17 protein-coding genes are annotated in these 19996 nt (G+C 45.6%); 7 read left to right on the forward strand and 10 right to left on the reverse strand.

Annotated features, from left to right (window positions below; translation table 11 throughout):
- The first annotated feature begins 131 nt into the window (after window positions 1-131).
- Window positions 132-2012 carry a methyl-accepting chemotaxis protein gene (locus ACVBIO_RS15995; protein WP_447172980.1) on the forward strand — a complete coding sequence of 627 codons (1881 nt, stop codon included), beginning with the start codon at window positions 132-134 and terminating at the stop codon, window positions 2010-2012.
- Between the two features lie 100 nt (window positions 2013-2112).
- On the opposite strand, the gene cydC is transcribed toward ACVBIO_RS15995, so the two are convergent.
- The 4 genes from cydC to ACVBIO_RS16015 form a co-directional block, all read right to left on the reverse strand.
- The gene (gene cydC, locus ACVBIO_RS16000) at window positions 2113-3852 is read right to left on the reverse strand and encodes a heme ABC transporter ATP-binding protein/permease CydC (RefSeq protein ID WP_447159380.1); all 1740 of its coding nucleotides are present in this window, start codon (window positions 3850-3852) and stop codon (window positions 2113-2115) included.
- Window positions 3849-5654 (reverse strand): heme ABC transporter permease/ATP-binding protein CydD, encoded by a 1806-nt coding sequence (cydD, locus tag ACVBIO_RS16005; RefSeq protein WP_447169875.1) that lies wholly within the window; start codon window positions 5652-5654, stop codon window positions 3849-3851. The genes cydC and cydD overlap by 4 nt, the downstream gene beginning before the upstream one ends.
- A gap of 370 nt (window positions 5655-6024) precedes the next feature.
- Window positions 6025-6372, reverse strand: coding sequence for a DUF3622 domain-containing protein (locus tag ACVBIO_RS16010; RefSeq protein WP_447159378.1), 348 nt, complete (start codon window positions 6370-6372; stop codon window positions 6025-6027).
- A gap of 204 nt (window positions 6373-6576) precedes the next feature.
- Window positions 6577-6777 carry a DUF3565 domain-containing protein gene (locus ACVBIO_RS16015; protein WP_447172981.1) on the reverse strand — a complete coding sequence of 67 codons (201 nt, stop codon included), beginning with the start codon at window positions 6775-6777 and terminating at the stop codon, window positions 6577-6579.
- 382 nt (window positions 6778-7159) lie between these two features.
- Between ACVBIO_RS16015 and ACVBIO_RS16020 the strand changes: the two genes are divergently transcribed.
- Complete coding sequence (locus tag ACVBIO_RS16020) at window positions 7160-8692, forward strand: DEAD/DEAH box helicase (RefSeq protein WP_447159376.1); 1533 nt, start codon at window positions 7160-7162, stop codon at window positions 8690-8692.
- Here ACVBIO_RS16020 and ACVBIO_RS16025 read toward each other — a convergent pair.
- The 4 genes from ACVBIO_RS16025 to ACVBIO_RS16040 form a co-directional block, all read right to left on the reverse strand.
- Window positions 8689-8904, reverse strand: coding sequence for a hypothetical protein (locus ACVBIO_RS16025; protein ID WP_447172982.1), 216 nt, complete (start codon window positions 8902-8904; stop codon window positions 8689-8691). The two genes, ACVBIO_RS16020 and ACVBIO_RS16025, sit on opposite strands and share 4 nt — an antisense overlap.
- A gap of 122 nt (window positions 8905-9026) precedes the next feature.
- Window positions 9027-10436, reverse strand: a complete 1410-nt coding sequence (dbpA, locus tag ACVBIO_RS16030; protein WP_447163020.1) for an ATP-dependent RNA helicase DbpA — start codon at window positions 10434-10436, stop codon at window positions 9027-9029.
- Between the two features lie 455 nt (window positions 10437-10891).
- Window positions 10892-11518: a DUF3313 domain-containing protein gene (locus ACVBIO_RS16035; protein ID WP_447172983.1), complete on the reverse strand. Its 627-nt coding sequence runs from the start codon at window positions 11516-11518 to the stop codon at window positions 10892-10894.
- 260 nt (window positions 11519-11778) lie between these two features.
- Entirely contained in the window at window positions 11779-11994 is a 216-nt protein-coding gene (locus tag ACVBIO_RS16040) for a YheV family putative zinc ribbon protein (RefSeq protein ID WP_447159373.1), read from the reverse strand.
- A 153-nt stretch (window positions 11995-12147) separates the two neighbouring features.
- Here ACVBIO_RS16040 and ACVBIO_RS16045 point away from each other — a divergent pair, with 153 nt between their 5' ends.
- Together ACVBIO_RS16045 and ACVBIO_RS16050 are read left to right on the forward strand one after the other, a co-directional pair.
- Window positions 12148-14058: an ABC transporter ATP-binding protein gene (locus tag ACVBIO_RS16045; protein WP_447159575.1), complete on the forward strand. Its 1911-nt coding sequence runs from the start codon at window positions 12148-12150 to the stop codon at window positions 14056-14058.
- Window positions 14059-14165: 107 nt separating this feature from the next.
- Window positions 14166-14627, forward strand: a complete 462-nt coding sequence (locus ACVBIO_RS16050) for a TIGR02444 family protein (protein WP_447159372.1) — start codon at window positions 14166-14168, stop codon at window positions 14625-14627.
- Between the two features lie 27 nt (window positions 14628-14654).
- On the opposite strand, the gene ACVBIO_RS16055 is transcribed toward ACVBIO_RS16050, so the two are convergent.
- Both ACVBIO_RS16055 and ACVBIO_RS16060 read right to left on the reverse strand, forming a co-directional pair.
- Window positions 14655-16241: a GMC family oxidoreductase N-terminal domain-containing protein gene (locus ACVBIO_RS16055; RefSeq protein ID WP_447172984.1), complete on the reverse strand. Its 1587-nt coding sequence runs from the start codon at window positions 16239-16241 to the stop codon at window positions 14655-14657.
- Window positions 16242-16276: 35 nt separating this feature from the next.
- Window positions 16277-16792 (reverse strand): TAT leader-containing periplasmic protein, encoded by a 516-nt coding sequence (locus tag ACVBIO_RS16060; RefSeq protein ID WP_447159370.1) that lies wholly within the window; start codon window positions 16790-16792, stop codon window positions 16277-16279.
- 283 nt (window positions 16793-17075) lie between these two features.
- On the opposite strand from ACVBIO_RS16060, the gene ACVBIO_RS16065 reads away from it, so the two are divergent.
- From ACVBIO_RS16065 to ACVBIO_RS16075, 3 genes are all read left to right on the forward strand, one after another.
- Complete coding sequence (locus ACVBIO_RS16065; protein WP_447159369.1) at window positions 17076-18056, forward strand: hydrolase; 981 nt, start codon at window positions 17076-17078, stop codon at window positions 18054-18056.
- The gene (locus ACVBIO_RS16070; protein WP_447172985.1) at window positions 18050-18304 is read left to right on the forward strand and encodes a YheU family protein; all 255 of its coding nucleotides are present in this window, start codon (window positions 18050-18052) and stop codon (window positions 18302-18304) included. The genes ACVBIO_RS16065 and ACVBIO_RS16070 overlap by 7 nt, the downstream gene beginning before the upstream one ends.
- Before the next feature lie 172 nt (window positions 18305-18476).
- Window positions 18477-19364: a phosphoribulokinase gene (locus tag ACVBIO_RS16075; RefSeq protein WP_447159367.1), complete on the forward strand. Its 888-nt coding sequence runs from the start codon at window positions 18477-18479 to the stop codon at window positions 19362-19364.
- Window positions 19365-19996: the final 632 nt, after the last annotated feature.

The following is a 19996-nucleotide window of genomic DNA, read 5'->3' on the forward strand; positions in this document are numbered from 1 at the left end:
CTTCTCATCACTGATACATTTAAAATGCTCATTTAAATATCATCGCCTATAATCCGCGCACATTTAACAGGATTATGTCCCCCCAATTTTCGCTCAGCGTAAATGGGCCCTTGTCCGTCAATATAATAATAATGAACCTCAGCATTAAGCACAAAATCCAGCTCGCCGTTTTGGTCGTGATAATCACCATAACCGCAACTCTCGCCTTTATCGCAAGCAAGCAGCTCAACCTGCAAACCGATCAAGCTGTCTCGACTCGGTTCACACTGCAAGCCGAAGCGCTCAACAATAATATTTTTAGCTGGTTAGCAGATAAAAAACGCATCATCAATGCCAATGAGGCGCGCTTAAGCAGTGCACTTAGCGATGATGGTGAATTGGCGCTAAGTATCCAGGCCGGCGGCTTTATCAACCTGTATATGGGATTAGAAAATGGCTTAGTGATCTCTGGCGATAAAAGCGTTGAGATCCCTGCCGACTTTGATGGGCGTACTCGCCCTTGGTATCAAGATGCTTACAACACCCATGACATCATCACTACACAACCTTATGTGGATCTCTCTGGTGATACCGTTGTGACTCTAGCCAAACGCTTTAATGGCGACATTCATGGCGTACTGGCAGCAGATCTGAGTATCGCTTACATCACGCAGCAGATAGCCGATCTAAATATTGCCAATGCGGGTTTTGCTTTCTTACTCGATGAAAACAACAAAATACTGGCCTTTAGAGATAGCGGTTACGCCCAACAAGATGCCAGCCACTTTGCTCGCAGCCTGACTCAGTCAAACATCTCAACTCTGCTTAACAACGGTGACATCACGACCCTAGAGTGGCAAGACGGCGCAGACAAGCTGTTACGCTTGACCCCATTGCAGGGTACCAAATGGACATTAGGCTTAGTCGAAGATAAAGAGCTTGCCTATCAGGCGATAACAAAACAGCTCCAGCAGTGTCTTATTGCTGTGGTTATTCTCGCCTTAGTGATTTTGATTATCGCCTCGGTGATCATCAATCATATGTTTAAGCCGCTACAACAGCTCACCAGCGCCATTGAGTCGCTATCTAAAGGGGACGGTGACTTAACCCAGCGGTTTTCAGCTCACCGTCAAGATGAAATAGGCATGCTTGAGCGCCATATGAATCGGTTCCTAGAGAGCTTACAGCTGATGATTCAAGCCATTTATAATGATACCCAAATGCTAATCAAGCAGATCAATGAGTCATCAGACATTGCGGTGCAAGCCAGTAACGGTGTCAATGCTCAACATCAGGATGTGGATCAAATTGCCACTGCAATTCATCAAATGTCAGCGACTGCGAGCGAAGTCGCCAATCATGCAGAGATGACCGCCAATGCAGCTCAAATTTCAGCTAAGGCTTGTCAGGAAGGTAATGAGGTTATCGTTAAGAACAGTGATTCAATTGAACTGCTATCAGAGCAGCTCAGCGACGCATCGCAGGTTGTATCAGCACTTGAAGCGAATGCCACAGAGATTAATAAAATTCTCTCAACCATTCAGTCAATTGCCGAACAAACCAACCTACTGGCGCTCAATGCCGCAATTGAAGCGGCACGAGCCGGTGAGCAAGGTCGAGGCTTTGCCGTGGTCGCCGATGAAGTGCGGGTACTGAGTCATCGCACTCAAGATTCAACCGAAGAGATCCGTGCCATGATCGCCACCTTGCAGCAAAACAGTCAGCAAGCTGTCGCCTCAATGGCCTCCAGCACAGGTATTGCGGATAGCAGCGTCGAGTTTGCTAATCAGGCCAAACAAAGCTTACTGCGCATCACCGATTCAATCACCGAAATTACCGATATGGCAACACAGATAGCCAGTGCCGCTGAGGAGCAGCGTGCGGTATCTGACGATATTAGCCGTAATACTCAAGCGATAAGTGATACATCGCACCTATTGTCCTCTCAAACCCAAGAGGTCAGTGATAATGCACAGATGATGCTACAAACCTCTGGTGAGCTAAGCGATCGAGTATCACGCTTCAGGATTTAATCTTCGCAATAATTTAAGCCTTGCCAACAAAAAGCCCAGATCCACTGGGCTTTTTGTATTATTGACAGAGCTTTTCTACTTAGCTATTTTTCGCTACCAATTAACCTAAGCGCTTAAACAGGCTAGCGTAGTAAGCATCACTCTCAAGCAGTTCACTATGAACACCACTCATGCGAATTGCCCCCTGATCCATTAAATGAATCGCATCCATCTTATTCATCGCAGTAAGGCGGTGGCTAATCATCAACATGGTTTTACCTTCGGCAAACTCGAACAACAAGCGGAGGATTTCACGCTCGGTACGCTTATCCAGGCCCTCTGTTGGCTCATCTAACAGTAAGATTGGTGCATCGCGTAATAAGGCTCTTGCCACACCAATGCGGCGCTGTTCACCACCCGATAATTGACGTCCGCCCTCCCCGAACCAAACATCTAAAGGCTTTTCAGCTTGTAATAAACTCTGCAAACCCACCTTTTTCAGTACAGCAATCAACTTGTCATCATCTTTACGGGTCGCGCCAGGGATCGCTATGGCTAAGTTGTCACGCAGGCTGCCACTGAAGAGATAAATGCGCTGACTGACCACTGACATAGATTGCCGTAATTGCTGCTCGGTATACTCACTCGCATCAAGGCCATCAATACAGACTTGGCCTTTATTAGGTAACCATTCTCGAGTCAGTAATGATAATAGGCTCGATTTTCCACAGCCCGTTTGCCCAAGAAGCGCCACCTTTTGACCCGCTGGGATCTTGAGGTTTAATCCCTTTAGTACAGTTTGCTCATCAAGGTAGCCAAACTCAATGTCGTTAAACTCGATATTTCCAGCTGATATTTCTGCCGTTTGGCTTGATGTAAATGTGACGCTTGGCGTTTGTTCAACCACCTCATTTAACCTTGTTGCTGCTGAGCTACAAGCTGATAAATGCTGGAAAGCGCCAGCGAGCGGCATCATCATCTCAATGGTTGCCATGGTTAAAAATACCACCATGGCAAGCCTTGGGCCCGGCGGTACCGCACTGCCTACACCCGACGCGGCTAAGTACAGCATCAATAACACCGCAAAACCGTGGCACAAAATCAAACAGGCTTGGCTTAATGCCGTGACTCGATTCATCGCATTTTGGCTATTGATCATCATGCTTTGCGCTTGATTAAGCCTGTCTCTATAAGCCTTCTGCGCGCCAAATAGAGTCAGTTCAGCCTGACCTTGTAAGTACTCCAGTAACTGTACTCGTAGTACTCGCTTGGTTTCTAGCTGGGCAATGCCTGGCTTACGCCCAAGAAAATAAAAGGTCGTTGGCAGCAATAACCAAACAGCGAGCAACACGCCACATAAAGTGCGGGCAAGCTCAGGATCAAAGTGGCCCACGAAAAAGTACAACGCCAGCATCATCAACAGTGATGCCGCTAACGGTGTGATTAACCTAAGATACAAGTGATCTAAGGTATCGATATCAGCAACCAAGCGATTAAGCAGATCGCCTTGGCGCACGCCCTGTAGGTTCTTGGCGCTCAGCGGGAGTAACTTATTCCATACCCAGCAGCGTAAGTCGGTAAGTAAGCTAAAGGTGGCTTCGTGTGTTGCTAGGCGCTCACCATAACGGCTTGCTGTGCGCACAATCGATAAAAAGCGCACTCCACCAGCTGGAGTAAAGTAGTTAAACATCTGCGCCGTTAGCACTGTTAATCCGGCAACTGCCGCCGCAGATAAAAACCAACCCGATAACGACAATAATCCAATACCAGCCATTAAGGTTGTCACACTTAAAAATAGTCCAATAAACATCATGAACCATTGGCTTTTAAAACGCTTGATATAGGGAAAGAGTGCTCTCATGACTTGGCTCCCTCTGACATATTATTCACTAGCGCTGCAGCATCAAACTCGCTCACGCTACTGGCTTCATCAAGCATCTGTTTAAACGTGCCGGCCTGAGTGGCAAGCTCAGTATAATTACCTTGCTGGACTATTAAGCCGTTATCTATCACCAAAATGTTATCCATCGCACTCAAGTTCTCGAGTCTATGAGTGACCATCACACATACCACGCCTTGCATAGCTTGGGTCAGTGTAGATTGTACCGCTTGCTCACTTAAGCTATCTAAACTGGCCGTTGGCTCATCGAGGATATACAGCTTAGCTTGCTGACCCAGTGCACGAGCAAGGGCTATTCGCTGCGCCTGCCCCACCGATAATCCCGCCGTTTGTTCCTGGATTGGATACGCTAACCCTAGCGGTTGCTGCTCGACAAAATCGAGGATCTGCGCCTTTGCTAACAAGCTATAAATAGCCTCATCAGATAACTCACGACCCATGGCGACATTGTCACGCAAACTGCCATGAAACAGCTGCGGCTCTTGCCCGAGCCATGCCAACTGCTTGCGCCAATCCTCCAGGGCTAACTCACTTAACTGTGTACCAGAGATCCGCAGCTCCCCTTGATAGGGTAGAAAACCGAGCAAGGCATTGAGTAAACTGGTTTTGCCAGCGCCGCTCGGGCCCACGATGGCCACATGCTCGTTAGCTTTGATCTGGAAACTAACAGGCCCGAGTAACAAACTGCCATCTAGGCTATAAACAGATAAATCTTTAGCTTCAATCTCTATCTTGTCGTCAACTGGCTTATTACCACCAAACTGCTCGGTTGGGTGGTCGAGCAATGTCATCAACTCTTCTGCCGCACCGATAGCCTGTGCTTTAGCGTGATAATGAGTGCCCATATCTCTTAGTGGCTGGTAAAACTCAGGCGCCAAGATCAACACAAATAAACCGGTAAACAAACTGATTGAAACGCCATAATGACCAAAGTTCAAATGACCTAAATAGCTAAAACCAAAGTAAACCGCCATTACTGCAATAGATACTGCCGCAAAAAACTCCAGTACCGCTGAGCTTAAAAATGCCATTCGCAGCACAGCCATAGTGCGTTCACGAAACTCTTCCGACGCCTTGCGGATCACTCTTGCTTCTTTCTCACCTTGGTTAAATAACTTGAGCGTCGACAAACCTTTTAATCGGTCCATAAAATGGCCACTTAAACGTGCTAACGCGCTAAAATTTTTGCGATTCGCATCTGCAGCGCCCATGCCGACTAAAATCATAAACATAGGAATAAGCGGCGCGGTGGCCAATAAAATCAGACCAGCGGCCCAGTTAATAGGGAATACCGCCACGAGGATGATTAGTGGAATGAAACCGGCCAACACCACTTGTGGCAGATAACGTGCGTAGAAATCTTGTAGATCTTCGACTTGCTCAAGCACTATGCTAGCCCAGCTTCCCGCGGGTTTACCTTTAATAAAGGCAGGCCCGAGTAGCGCTAACTTATCAAGCACTGCTGCGCGCATCTGTATTCTTAACCTAGCGCCAGCCTGAAAACTGGCACGCTCGCGGGCAAAGGCAAGCACCCCACGCACAACCGTCAGCAGTAACAGAGCCAAAAAATGGTCGATAAAATCGGACTTGGGCAGCTCATCAATAATGATCCCTTGAAGAACCGTCGCGATAAGCCACGCCTGACACATCAAGCTTAGCCCGGTTAACACACCAAAAAAAACTGACAAATTTAAGTAAAATCCACAGGCTTTTTTCTGTAACTTTAGCCATTTAGTAAGCTTTTTCTCTACTGTTTTATCCATGTGATTCCAGACTAAAGACAACTTGGGGATGAGTGGATGCTTTGCTCTTTACTGTGGCAAACCCAACATAAGCACGTTATTAAAGACTTTAACGTATCGCCTAAGTTCAATCACCCTTGAGCAAAAAACGAGAATGCATCTCAATATTGCCTGAGTATCGCAGGCATTAATCGCAGAATAAAACATCTATGCTGTAAATGTTATCGGACTCACAAAAATTGAGCTAGATCAATAAACCAAGCAGAAGACGATAGATATAAATTGCGATTTAAATACAAAAAAACCGCACTAAGCTAGGCTCATTGCGGTTTAAAGGTTGATTTAGAACGAGCTAAATCAATTAACGATTAACATCGTTATCGATAGGAGATTAACGCTCTGCGTCAGACTCGTAATCTGAGTTATCGTCATCATAATCACTTTTAGGCGCAGCAGCTTCACGTGCACTGCGCCATACTTCTGCAGCTTGCTCTTTTGCATCAGCAGCTTCGTTACGCTCATCACGTGCCTTAGCCTTACGCTCGTTACGCTTGACTAAGTTTTCTAAGAATGACTTAAGCTCAGTCTCACCCCAAGCTTGCGCTTCAGCTTCTGTAGCAAAACCTTTCTTACTCTTAGAAACAACGATCTTTCTCGCTGTTTGACGACGAGTGATTTGGCCAGTCCACGTTGCGCCATCTGCTACTATGCGAAAATCATACTTCTTAGTTTGTGTCATGTTACTTTTTATCCTAACAATAATTCTAATACTTGAGCCAAACACACTGTTGGGCCGAATAAACCTATTAAATATAGATCAATTCGCCAACGATATTGGTGAGCTCAATCAATACGCAAGAACAACAACCTAAGCATCACTCTCACGTTCATAATTCTGTTTCTAAACCGCACTGCCAATGTTCACCTTACACTGCAATACGCTTTACTTCATTCCCAACTCTAATTCACACAGCTTACAATTAAGCTTATAACCAAGCATGGCATTTCTACCCTCTTGATCTGTCACCCAATCTCGCCGCTCCCATGGAGGACGATGACGAACATGCTGAGTATGACCGCAAGACAAATTGGCAACCCAATGATCTTCATCATCTTTATGATAACTCACGATAGGCTGCAGCATGACAAACCGCCGAATTAGGTAAAATAGTTACCTAGAATTTACTGGTAAAAATCGGTAGATGAACTTTCAGGGGCGCGAGATTAACACATGCAGCGCTGATACAACATCTTTTAATTGCCCAAAAATCACACAATCGACGTTTTTTTTCAAAATTAGCCCATTTCAGTGCGTAACAGTTATCAATCCAGCCCAATATCTCCAGCCTAGAATCAATTTAGTGCCATACTCTTTATAACGTGGTTATTTGGTCAGTGATTGCTTAATAATTAGCGCTTTTTAAGCAGATCCTGTAAGCTGCACGGCCGCCAGCATCCGCAGGCCCCCTAAAACCGCTGCCAGTCGTACTTTAACGCCTATTTCGCAGCCGAAATGAGACCTATCTATGAGTTTTGCCTCACTGGGCTTATCAGCCCAAATTTTGAAAGCCGTTGCCAACAAAGGTTATGACACTCCTTCACCTATTCAGGCACAAGCAATTCCAGCCGTACTTGAAGGTAAAGACGTGATGGCCGCTGCGCAGACCGGTACAGGTAAAACAGCAGGCTTTACCCTGCCATTGCTAGAGTTACTTTCAAAAGGCACTAAGGCACCAGCAAAACAAGTACGCGCATTGGTATTAACACCCACTCGTGAGCTAGCCGCTCAGATTGGTGAAAGTGTTGAAGTCTATGGCCAATTTTTACCTCTGAAATCTGCGGTAATATTTGGCGGTGTTGGCATTGGCCCACAAATTTCTAAACTTAACCGCGGCGTTGATATTCTGGTTGCGACACCAGGGCGTTTACTCGACTTATATAATCAACGTGCAGTGAGCTTTAGCCAGCTCGAAGTATTGGTACTTGATGAAGCCGATCGCATGTTAGACATGGGCTTTATTCACGACATCAAAAAGATCCTGGCGATTCTGCCGGCTAAGCGTCAAAACTTGATGTTCTCAGCCACTTTCTCTGATGAAATTCGTCAACTCGCTAAAGGCTTAGTGAACAATCCTGTAGAGATCTCGGTTACCCCACGTAACGCGACCGCTAACACGGTACAGCAGTGGATTTGCCCAGTCGATCAGGGTCAAAAAGCCGCTGTTTTAGTCCAGCTAGTTAAGCAGAACAATTGGCAACAAGTATTGGTATTTAGTCGTACTAAGCACGGTGCAAACCGTCTTGCCAAGAATCTTGAAGCAAAAGATATTACTGCTGCTGCTATTCATGGTAATAAGAGCCAAGGCGCAAGAACCAAAGCTTTGGCTGACTTTAAGAGTGGCGCTGTGCGAGTGCTTGTGGCCACCGACATCGCTGCACGTGGCCTTGATATTGACCAACTGCCGCAAGTGGTGAACTTTGACTTACCAAATGTGCCAGAAGATTATGTGCATCGTATTGGCCGAACAGGTCGTGCTGGCGCTTCTGGCCATGCTGTATCGCTCGTTAGCAGCGAAGAGATTAAGCTGCTACGTGACATTGAGTTACTGATCAAACAGAACTTAGAGCGACGCCCTGTTGAAGGTTTTGAACCCACTCATGGCTTGCCAGAAACAGACTTAACGGGTAAATCACATGGGCAAAACAAAGGCCCACGTAATGGTGGTCAAGGCCGAGGTAACGAACGTTCTCGCAGCCCACATAAAGGCGCTAACTCGGGCGGTGCTAGCAATAAATCACCAAACCCACGTCGTCAAGGCAATGCGCAAAGCAGCGAAGGTGTGAAGGTTGAGCATAAAGATGGTCAACGCAGCGGCGAAATGGCACGTGGCCACCAGCCAACCGAAAACAAACCTAGACGTCAGCGTCGCCCTAACGCTGGCAGCTCTGCTAATGGTAATCCAAGCAATGGCGGCCCAGAGCGCAGCCAAAGCAAGCCATCGGGTCAGCGTCGTTCTCATTCAAATAGAAGTGCTAATAAGCCAAGCCAAAATAGCTAATATTTAAACTGGCCAGCAACAGATACAATGACCAAGACTCTCCATCCGTGGGTCTTGGCATTAGCGCCTTTGGCATAAGTGCTCCAGGCACAAATACCAAGACTACCCATAGGTGTTCGTATTAGCGCCCTTAGCATAAGGCTCTTGGCATAAATACCAAGACTACCCATCGGTGTTCGTATTAGCGCCCTTGGCATTAGCGCCCTTGGCATAAGTGCTCCAGGCACAAATACCCAGACTACCCATCCATGGGTCTTGGCATAAGTGCTCCAGGCACAAAAAAGCAGCGCCTAAGCGCTGCTTTTTTTATACCTAAAGCCACACCCAAATGCGCTTAACGCATTTCCCATGCACGGTATGAACGGCCTTTTAGCTTACCGTTAGTAATTTTATGCAGGGCTTTTTTAGCCACTTTACGGTTAACCGCCACGTAAGCGCGCATATCGGTAATTTTGATTTTACCGACTTCAGAGCCCTCAATACCATCCTCGCCCGTTAATGCACCAAGAATATCACCAGGACGCAATTTCTGCTTTTTACCACCATCGATTTGCAAGGTGATCATCACAGGTTGTACCGGGAAGGTATCTAACAAGTGCTCTGATGGCAGCGCTTCATTAACGATATCACGCTCAAGATAATCTTCGAGCAATGCAATCTTGTAGCCATCTTCATCATTGTAAAATGTGTGCGCCGAACCTTTACTGCCCGCACGGCCTGTACGACCAATACGGTGAATATGTACTTCAGTGTCGTAAGCCACGTGATAGTTAATCACAGCGTCCAATGCGTCGATATCAAGGCCACGCGCCGCAACATCGGTTGCCACCATGATAGACACACTCTTATTGGCAAACTGCAATAAGGTTTGGTCTCTATCTCTTTGCTCTAAATCACCGTGTAGAGCAACAACGCTAAAGCCGTCATTCTTCAATTGCGCAGCAACATCTTTGGTTTCACGCTTGGTATTACAAAACACCACAGCACTTTCAGGGCGGTATTGCAGCAGCAATAACTTCAACGCTCGCATGCGGTCGTTGTTATTACCAACCTCATAGAAGTGTTGTTCGATGGTGCTTGTTGCATGAGTCGAAGCCACTTTAACCAATACGGGTTTGAACATGATCTTATCTGCAATAGACTGGATCTGCTCAGGGAATGTCGCACTAAACAGTAGCGTCTGGCGCTCTATCGGCATACGCTCCATGATGCCTTCAAGCTCAACCTGAAAGCCCATCTCTAACATACGGTCAGCTTCATCGAGCACTAAAGTATGTACATTGTCTAGATCTAAGCGGCCGCGATCTAAGTGATCGATAATACGGCCTGGCGTACCAACAATAATGTGCGCGCCATGTTCTAATGAGCCAATTTGTGGCCCCATTGGTACACCGCCACAAAGGGTCAGTACTTTAATGTTATGGATACCACGAGCAAGTGTACGGATCTCTTTTGCTACTTGGTCAGCAAGTTCACGAGTTGGGCATAAAACCAGTGCTTGAATGCGAAAACGTTTAACGTCTAATTTGTGCAGTAAGCCCAAACCGAACGCTGCTGTTTTGCCTGAGCCAGTCTTACCTTGGCCAATGACATCTTCGCCATTAAGAATGGCAGGTAAGCTTTGCGCCTGAATCGGTGTCATCGACTCATAACCCATCGTTTTTAGGTTATCGAGTAATTCAACCTTAAGGTTAAGGCTTGAGAATGGCGCTTGGCCATCGGTGTTTGGGACTGATTGAGTCAAAGTATCTTTCCTAAGTATTCACTGCTGTTTAGGGCCGTTTACCCTCTAGGACTCGATACCTTAATCAGGTTCATCAAATCGCGCTTGGCAGTGATAAAATCATGGTGACAAGGCTCCAAACCATCAGGAGCAAAAGTTGTCGTTTGCTATCGCTATAAATTATAGCGCGCTATTGTAGCAGTTATTCTTTTAGTTGCAGCATGTCGAATATAGGATAACTAATAAATATATCGCTATCGCAGCCTTTTACGGCCTTTAGCGCCGAGTTTGGTTAACTTGGTGCCTCTATTACCTCGGCCGCAATAGCCCTGATGTAAATGAGCAAGCTCCTAACAACAAAATCCTAGCCACAAAAAAGCTGGCTATGTTTGCCAGCTTAATATTAGTCGTATCGAGGATGATTGCCGCATCAAATTTGCCAAGAGTGCATAGATAGTGCAAACAACTAATGTCAGTTACAGATCCTCGCCGCGTAGTGTTGCGCTTAATCTATCAACCCACCAATCAACCGCATCTCTAGCATCGTCGGTTGAGTCAATCATGGTGCTAAAGTCTTTACCGCCCGCTTTTCGGTCAATCACAGCCACGATAGGCTTACCCGTTTGCGCATCGCTAAGCATAAGCTCTATCGTCGCACTACCCACATTGGTATGCTCGCCAGTCACTACCTTTGAAATACTTGAGATCCCAAGCCCAAAAGGCAAAATACTGCTAGTGACGGCTAAAATTGGATTCGGGGTTTCAATATTGGTTAACGCCACGCTGACTCTAAGTGTTTTAGGCGCTTCACCTTTAGCGAGGGTTTGCTCCAGTTCAGTTTGGTTGATGATCTTAAAACGCTGACTGGCTTTTTGCTTAATTTTACTGATTAGATAACGTGAAACCTCAACAACATCCTCATCATCTAAGTTGTCGTAACGGGTTTTATCATCTAAAACTAACCAAGCTTGGTCAACGATGACGCTATCGTACTGACTAAGGATTTGATTAAGGTCGCTAACACTTTTTATTTTAGGTTGCGCCCAAATAAGGTCACTTCCACCGTCAGGGCCGGGTCGAAAATCGTCAAATGAACTAAACATCTGCGATGTTTCTATAATCCTGGATGGTGCCACAACCCGTTAGCAATAAAGTCAAACCCAGCAAAAATAGTCGTGTCACAGTCATGGTCTTTACTCACTTTAAGTCGATGCTAACCCGCCTGTTAGCAAATAATGAGCAAAGTTTACACCAACACACCAATAAAACACAGTAGAGCACACAATATGACAAACAGCACAGTACACAACCGTACACTCGCATTCCCATCTAAAAAGGTTGATCTATGGTTCAGCGACTTCGATTAATCTGGATTAAATACACCAATAACTGCACCGCTGGCTTTTTTAGCCACTTTTTCTTCTGTCTGTTGCTCACGATAATCGCACTCAACACACTCTACGGTTTCAATACCATTTTCTTTAAATAACACGATTGATTCTTTTGCTTGGCACTTCGGGCATTTAGCACCTGCTACAAAACGTTTCTTCACTTTTTTAGTTGTTGTCGTTGTTGTCATGATTTAAATTCCTTTACACATATGCCTAACATTTTGCCACAAAAGCTGCGTCATGACCGTACTTTTCTAGGATTCACCATAGAAGTAACCATGGGTTCTAAGCTATTATCTGTCCCCAATATTTGCTGTTACTCTGACATAAAGCCGACCTCAATGATCACCATCACTCAAGCTCAACTCGTTCGTGGCTCGAAAACCTTGCTCGATGAAACTTCATTAACCGTCTACCCTGGCCACAAAGTCGGTCTGGTTGGAGCAAACGGCAGCGGAAAATCTTCATTACTTGCGCTTATCTTGGGCAAAATCCATCTTGATAAAGGTGAGTTTACTATGCCTAGCGGTTGGCAGATGGCCACTGTGGCGCAGGAAACACCCGCACTTGACGTCTCAGCCATTGAATATGTCATTGATGGCGATACAGAATACCGCGAACTTGAAGCACTGCTGCATGCTGCACAAGAGGCCGACGATGGCCATAAAATTGCGCTCTTGCATGGCAAAATTGATGCGATTGGCGGTTATGCCATTCATTCTCGCGCCGCAAGCTTACTCGCCGGCCTAGGCTTTAGTGAGCAAGAGCAGCGCAATCCAGTGAAGAGCTTCTCGGGTGGTTGGCGTATGCGCTTAAACTTAGCTCAAGCACTATTGTGCCGCTCAGACCTACTGCTTCTCGATGAGCCAACCAACCACTTGGACTTAGATACCATGTATTGGTTAGAGGGCTGGATTAAAGCTTATCAAGGTACGCTTATTCTTATCAGTCACGACCGCGACTTTATCGACGGCATTGTCGATGAAATCGTTCATGTCGAAAATACTAAGCTGAACTATTACAAAGGTAACTACACCTCCTTTGAGCGCGTGCGTGCAGAACGGATGGCGCAGCAACAAGTGGCATTTGAACGTCAGCAAAAAGAGCGCGCTCATATGCAGTCTTTTGTTGACCGTTTCCGTTATAAAGCCAGTAAAGCTAAGCAGGCTCAAAGCCGCTTAAAAGCGCTTGAGCGTATGGCCGAGCTCTTACCATCACAAGCTGATAGCCCTTTCCACATGGCTTTTAGAGAACCTGAAGCCCTACCCAATCCTCTGGTGACCATGGAGCAAGTCTCTATCGGTTACGGTGAAACTGAGATCCTAAAAAAGGTACATCTCAACCTTGTTCCTGGTGCTCGTATCGGTTTATTAGGTCGCAACGGTGCGGGTAAGTCGACTCTGGTAAAGCTACTGTCGGGTGAGCTGTCACCGATGAAAGGCAAATATGAGACAAACCCAGGCTTAAATATCGGCTATTTTGCCCAGCACCAGCTGGAATTTTTAAGCTTAGATGACTCACCACTGCAGCATATGGTGCGCCTAGCCCCAAATACCAAAGAGCAAGAGTTACGTAACTTTTTAGGAGGCTATGGCTTTAATGGTGATATGGCTTTAGCGCCAGTTAGACCTTTCTCTGGTGGTGAAAAGGCGCGTTTAGTATTAGCGCTTTTGGTTTGGCAACGTCCTAACCTATTGCTACTCGATGAACCGACCAACCACTTAGACTTAGAGATGCGTCATGCGCTAACCATGGCACTACAGACCTTCGAGGGCGCAATGATTATCGTCTCGCACGATAGACACTTATTACGCTTAAGCTGCAGCGACTATTACTTAGTCGACCAAGGCGAAGTAAAAAGCTTTGAAGGTGACTTAGATGATTACCATCAATGGTTGCTTGATGCGGCAAAAACCGCAGGCAAAGAGGAAGACAGCGACGCGAGCACGCCGATTCAAGATAAAAAGCAGCAAAAGCGCTTAGAAGCCGAACTTAGACAAAAGCTGTCGCCACTTAAAAAAGTGCAGACTAAGCTGGAGAAAGAGCAGCAAAAAGCCAACGACCGTTTAAAAGAACTTGAAGGGATGCTAGCTGACACCAGCCTTTATGATGCCGATAATAAGGCTAAGCTTACCCAAGTGTTAGCCGAACGAACCACGCTTACCCAAGGGTTAGAGGAAAGCGAAATGGAGTGGCTAGAGATCCAGGAAGAAATTGAAAGTATTGAACAAGGTGTTCGCACTGAAATCTAACAAGAACCATAATTAATACCATTGAGTATAAGGGAAGCATTGCTTCCCTTTTTATTTGTCATACCATAGGTATCAATCTTCAACGATTATTTAGGCAACTGAACTTAATGACATTAGTAGATAACCTTCCCCCCAGCTTGTGGAGCGATTGCGATGCCATCTATGAGCAACACCAAAGCCTGTGTTTGCAGTTACAAGATGCCCACCAGCTCAACGTCAATCTATTGCTATTAGCGATTTGGCTCGATAAACAGCAGCACACTCTTGCGTTACCTCATTGGGAGAGGCTGCAGCAAACGATGTTTACATGGGAACAAAAGCTCTTACTGCCCTTTCGAAAATTAAGACGCCTAGGTAAAAACCAGCTTGAGAGTTCGGAATACCAACAGATGCTAAGCGTAGAGTTAATGCTAGAGCGTAAGTCTCAGGCGATGATTTCTAACACACTGCAAGCTATGCCATTAGAGTCGAATGACACAGGCCAAGGCGCAAATAATGTAAGCGACTATCTGAGCATATTTAACCTCAAAAGCGCTCACTATCCCTCATTGCAACTCAAAAGCGAGTAATACTCGCCGTTTTACATAACATGGTAGTTATGTTGTTAATCTCTCAGCCAACCGCGTCGCGTTTCTTGCGGTCATACCGTAAATAGACAGCTGTGGATTCGCGCCTAAGCTCGTCGGGAATATTGAACCATCCATCACCGATAGATTATCGAAGTAGTGCGACTCACCAAAGCTGTTCACCATCGACATGTTAGGATCTTCTCCCATTGGGCAGCCCCCCATGACATGCGCTGAGGCGACAACCGTTTTCAGTGGTGCGAGATCCATATTCTTTATGGCTTTCTTGGCCTCATTCCAGCTCGAAAGATACGGCATGCCTTCACTAATAGGCAGTACTTGCTGCGCACCTGCGGCAAATTGCAGCTCTGCCATACTCGCGTAAGCTCGCCTTGCTGCACGCCAAAAAGCTTCTGTGAGCGGGTAATCGAGTGTAAAGCCATGCTCGGTCAATTTAACCTGCCCGCCTTGGCTGTTTTCATGATAACCATCGCGAACCAATGCGATGGTCACTTGCAGTTGATTGAACTTCTCCATTAAATCCGCGTGACTTTTGCCATAACCAATGGTTTTTGAAGCGATCAAAATTGGATGAATTGGCGGGACTTCAAGCTTATAACCGAGTTCACCATCCGCGCCATTTTGCCATACAAACTGATCTGAATAGATGGATTGTGGTGCACCGCTGTGGCCATTAATTGGATCGCTAAACACGGCCCCGCTCAATAAGGTCGGATGTAGGAAAGTACGTTTACCAATAATTTCATGGGGATCAGGCAACTTAGATCGCAACATGATGGCCGGAGTATGTATGGCTCCCGCCGACAAGATATAATGTTTTGCCTTAAACATCAGTTCAACCGGTAACGGCTGCATGTTGCTATCAACCGCTTGAGCTTTTACCGCAAAAATTTTGTCATTATGATGCTCAAGTTTCATCACTTTAGCTTGACTCACTAACGTCGCACCGCGATCGAGCGCCGCAGGTATGGTGGTGACCAACATCGACTGTTTAGCATTGACTGGGCACCCCATGCCGCAGTAACCTGTATTCCAACAGCCTTTAACATTGCGCTTTATGACGGTGTAGTCCCAACCGAGCGTTTCACATCCCTGCTTTAATGCTTGGTTATTACGGTTTGGATCATAGGCCCATTGACTAATGTTAAGCCGCCGCTCCATTTTCTCAAACCATGGATCGAGTTCCTGACGAGAAAGCCCCACCACAGATTTGGCTTGAGCCCAATATTCAAGTGCTGGTTCTGGCGTGCGGATAGACGTTGTCCAGTTAACCGTTGTTGAACCGCCTACTGCACGCCCCTGAAATATGCCAATAGCCTTATCGCTTGTCTTCATTCCAGCCGCTTGATGATACAGATCCGGATAGGCGACACGCTCTTCCATGACAAAGTCTTTCGAAGATTTAAGCGGGCCTCCTTCAACGATAATCACTGATAGGCCAGCCTCGGTGAGAATTTCTGCTGCGACCCCGCCGCCCGCGCCACTCCCCACAATCACAACGTCAGCTTCTAAAGTTTGGTTTTGAGTCAGCTTAGCCGCATTAATATGTGCCCAGCCAGACTCTAAGCCCGTTACAATAGGATCTTCAATGGCCACAAGCTACCCCTTACCCAGCGTGTTGATTAATAACATCAGTTCATATCCTCAAGGAAAGTTGGCTTGGCATAATGTAAGCGGCTCCAATGTTCTGGGTTGGAGTAATAACTCGCCATCACTAATTCTCGCAATCCTTGATAAGCTGTCACCATCATGTCGATGAAGCTTGTGCGCCAATTTTGTAGCATCTCAATCAACTCAGGCTGTTTACGTAACATCAAAGGAGTCATACTGCCGGTCAAAATCAATAGACCTAAGCGTCCTTCGAGCATTTCAAGTAGTTGTTCAAGTTCTGCCTGGCTTTCTTGAGGAAGAATAGAAATAGTGTGCTCGATGGCATCTAAGGTACGATTTATCGCGTCACGCTTTAGTGTGGCAACTTCAGGCAAGGCGCCATCTAAAAACACCGGCACTAGCACGCTAAATAACAATCGATGCTTGTCATCAAGTTCTTTATTAACGCGGACATAATCCGACGAGTAATAATTAACTCCCAGCGCTAAACAGGCTGTCCCTGCTAATGCGGTCGTGATAAAAGTACGTCGTTCCATCGCGCCCTCTATTGTTATTAAGTACTTATAATTACGTGCTTATCATTGAGTGATTCTGAGTGTTTTAGCGCTAAAATATCCTCACTTACGCTGTCATTTAGATGCTGATTTACCCCGTCACTAAACGAAAAACTAAACAAATAACTCCGCGAGTCACTTTAGCCAGTTATCAGCCTTACAGCTGGAAACAAAGTCGATAAATGGTCTGATTACAATCTATGCTACACTCTGCTCACAATAACAATTAAACACACGTTTTAATTTTCAGCAATAGCCAATTATTATGAAGCCAACTTTTTCACCCCCTTGGTGGGCTAAAAACCCCCATGTTCAGACGATTCTCCCGGTACTCACCAAAGTGGACAGACCACAGTTAGATCGCGAAAGATTAGAACTGAGCGACGGTGATTTTATCGATCTAGACTGGCAAGGTACACCTGAAAACCATCGAGCTATTCTGGTCATTATTCATGGCTTAGAGGGCAGTGCAGAGTCGCACTATGCACGTCGCATACTGACGGCCAGCAAGGCAATTGGTTTATGTGCGGTTGTGCATCATCACCGCAGCTGTTCAGGGGAGCTTAATAGACTCGCTCGTGGTTATCACAGTGGTGATACTCAAGATCTTCAAACCACTTTACAACATTTAAAAGCACACCATCCAAACAGCCCACTGCTAGCGGTAGGATATAGCTTAGGTGGAAATGTTTTAGTTAAGTATCAAGGTGAGCAACAGCAACAAAGTTTAATCGATAAGGCCGTTGCAATCTCTGCTCCACTGCAGCTCGGGTCTTGTGCGAACCGACTGGAAAAGGGCTTCTCCAAAGTTTACCAAAGCTACCTAATTAAACAGCTGCAACAGAAAATGCGCGGCAAGTTATCAAGACCAGAACTCGCAGCAGTGATGCCAATTAACCATAAAGATATTGAGCAGCTCAATACCTTTTATGCCTTTGACGATAAGATCACGGCGCCACTCCATGGCTTTAACGATGTCGAAGACTATTACACCCGCGCTAGCGGCTTACCTTATTTAAGTTTGATTGCGAAGCCAACGTTAGTTATACACGCTAAAGACGATCCGTTTATGACCGACGCTGTCATCCCAAGCAACAATCAATTGTCTAATCAAGTACAATATGAACTACACGATAATGGCGGCCATGTGGGCTTTATAAACGGTGGCAGCCCTTGGCGACCTAAATATTATCTTGAACAGCGTGTATTGAATTTTTTAACTTCAGCGGAAACCTCAAAATGTTAGTTCCTTACGAATCTTTGTCGCAGTTACCTAGCGATACCTTTGATAACCTCATCAAAGAATACCTTATCAGCCAAGTTGAAGATGGTAGCTTTTCCGGCGATGGTCAGCACAGCATGGAAAAGGCTATTGTTCAATGTAAAGCGGCCCTCAAACAAGGTATTTTAGTCGTAGAGTACAGCGAAGAAGAGGAGTCAATTGGCATTAGGCGTAAAGAGGATATTGTCATTCACGACATGAACTACCAGTAAGCTTAACCGTTGAACTTGCTTGAGCTTACTTTGACCTGAGTTTGACCTTAGCTAAGCTAAGCCGTATAACTGAAGATTCTAAGTACAGTATTCTTACCTGAGTCACTATGATTAGTCGCTGCTTTGGCTAACGTGCAGGTGATCGTTAACTATCTTTATTTTGGGTAAAAAAATGTCAGCGAAACATCCTATTATTGCCGTCACAGGTTCGTCAGGTGCAGGCACCACTACCACTACGACGGCATTCAATCATATCTTTAGACAGCTCGGCATTAATGCAGCAATTGTGGAAGGTGACAGTTTTCATCATTTTACTCGTCCAGAAATGGCGGTAATGATCCGCAAAGAGAAAACTGAAAATAGAAATATTAGTTACTTTGGTCCTGAAGCAAATGACTTTAATCGTCTCGAAAAGTGTTTTAGCGACTACAGTAATACTGGTCAAGGTGAAACTCGCGCGTACTTACATACCTTTGATGAAGCCGTGCCTTTTAACCAGATGCCAGGTACCTTTACCCAATGGCACCCGCTGCCTGAAAATACCGACATGCTCTACTATGAAGGCCTGCATGGCGGGGTCGCAACCGATGATTGCGATGTTGCGCAGCATGTCGATCTACTCATAGGTATGGTGCCAATCGTCAACCTTGAGTGGATCCAAAAAATCATCCGTGACACCTCTGAGCGTGGCCATAGCCGTGAAAAAGTCATGGACTCAATAGTGCGTAGCATGGATGACTATATCAATCATATGACGCCGCAGTTTTCCCGCACTCATATTAACTTTCAACGCGTACCAACCGTTGATACATCAAACCCATTTAGCGCTAAGAGTATTCCAACACTAGATGAAAGCTTTGTGGTGATCCGTTTTCGCGGTATTAAAAATGTCGACTTCCCCTATTACCTACGCATGATCCAAGGCTCATTTATGTCTCGGGTTAATACCCTTGTCGTGCCAGGTGGCAAAATGTCATTGGCGATGGAGCTCATTCTCACTCCACTAGTGAAAGATCTGATGGATAAGCGATTACAGTTAATCTCTCCAGAAAATGAGTAACTCAAAATTATATTAAGATTTGTTTAAGCCTCTCTAGGTAGACTGCTGCTTATCGGGATTTCAGGCGAAAGAACGATAAGTTAGCATTCCCTTGGAGGTAAATTCCCCCATCTTGATCTGTTTATTTCCTCGGGATTGCTAACTGCCCAATTTTCATGATTGATCTTCTTATTTCCTTTAAATCGCTAGCTACTTCCTCTAAAAATATTCCAAATAGTAAATTCCACCTTCATGCTTGATCTGTTTGTTTCTTTGGGATTGCTAACTGACCTTTCTACTCTATCTGCAAAAAAGTAAATTCCACATCCATGCTTGATCTGTTTATTTCCTCGGGCTTACCAACTGCCCTTTCCTAACTCTATCTTCCAAAAAATATATTTTTACCGCTTTCAACAAAACAACCAAAGTAAACTCCATATCCATGCTTGATCTGTTTACTTCCTCGGGATTGCTAACTGCCCTTTTCTTTCAATAAAAACATACAACACAAAATTCCTGATTCATGCCTACTCTGCTATTCTTGGTATTGTTCGGGTACAAAAAAAGCCCCTATTCAGGTAATGCCGTTCACTTAAGGTGAACGGCATTTTTATTTTTGGCATACCGTTGAGGCCTTGGTTTTACTGTTCTGG

The sequence above is a fragment of the Shewanella sp. 0m-8 genome (genome assembly GCF_052977265.1).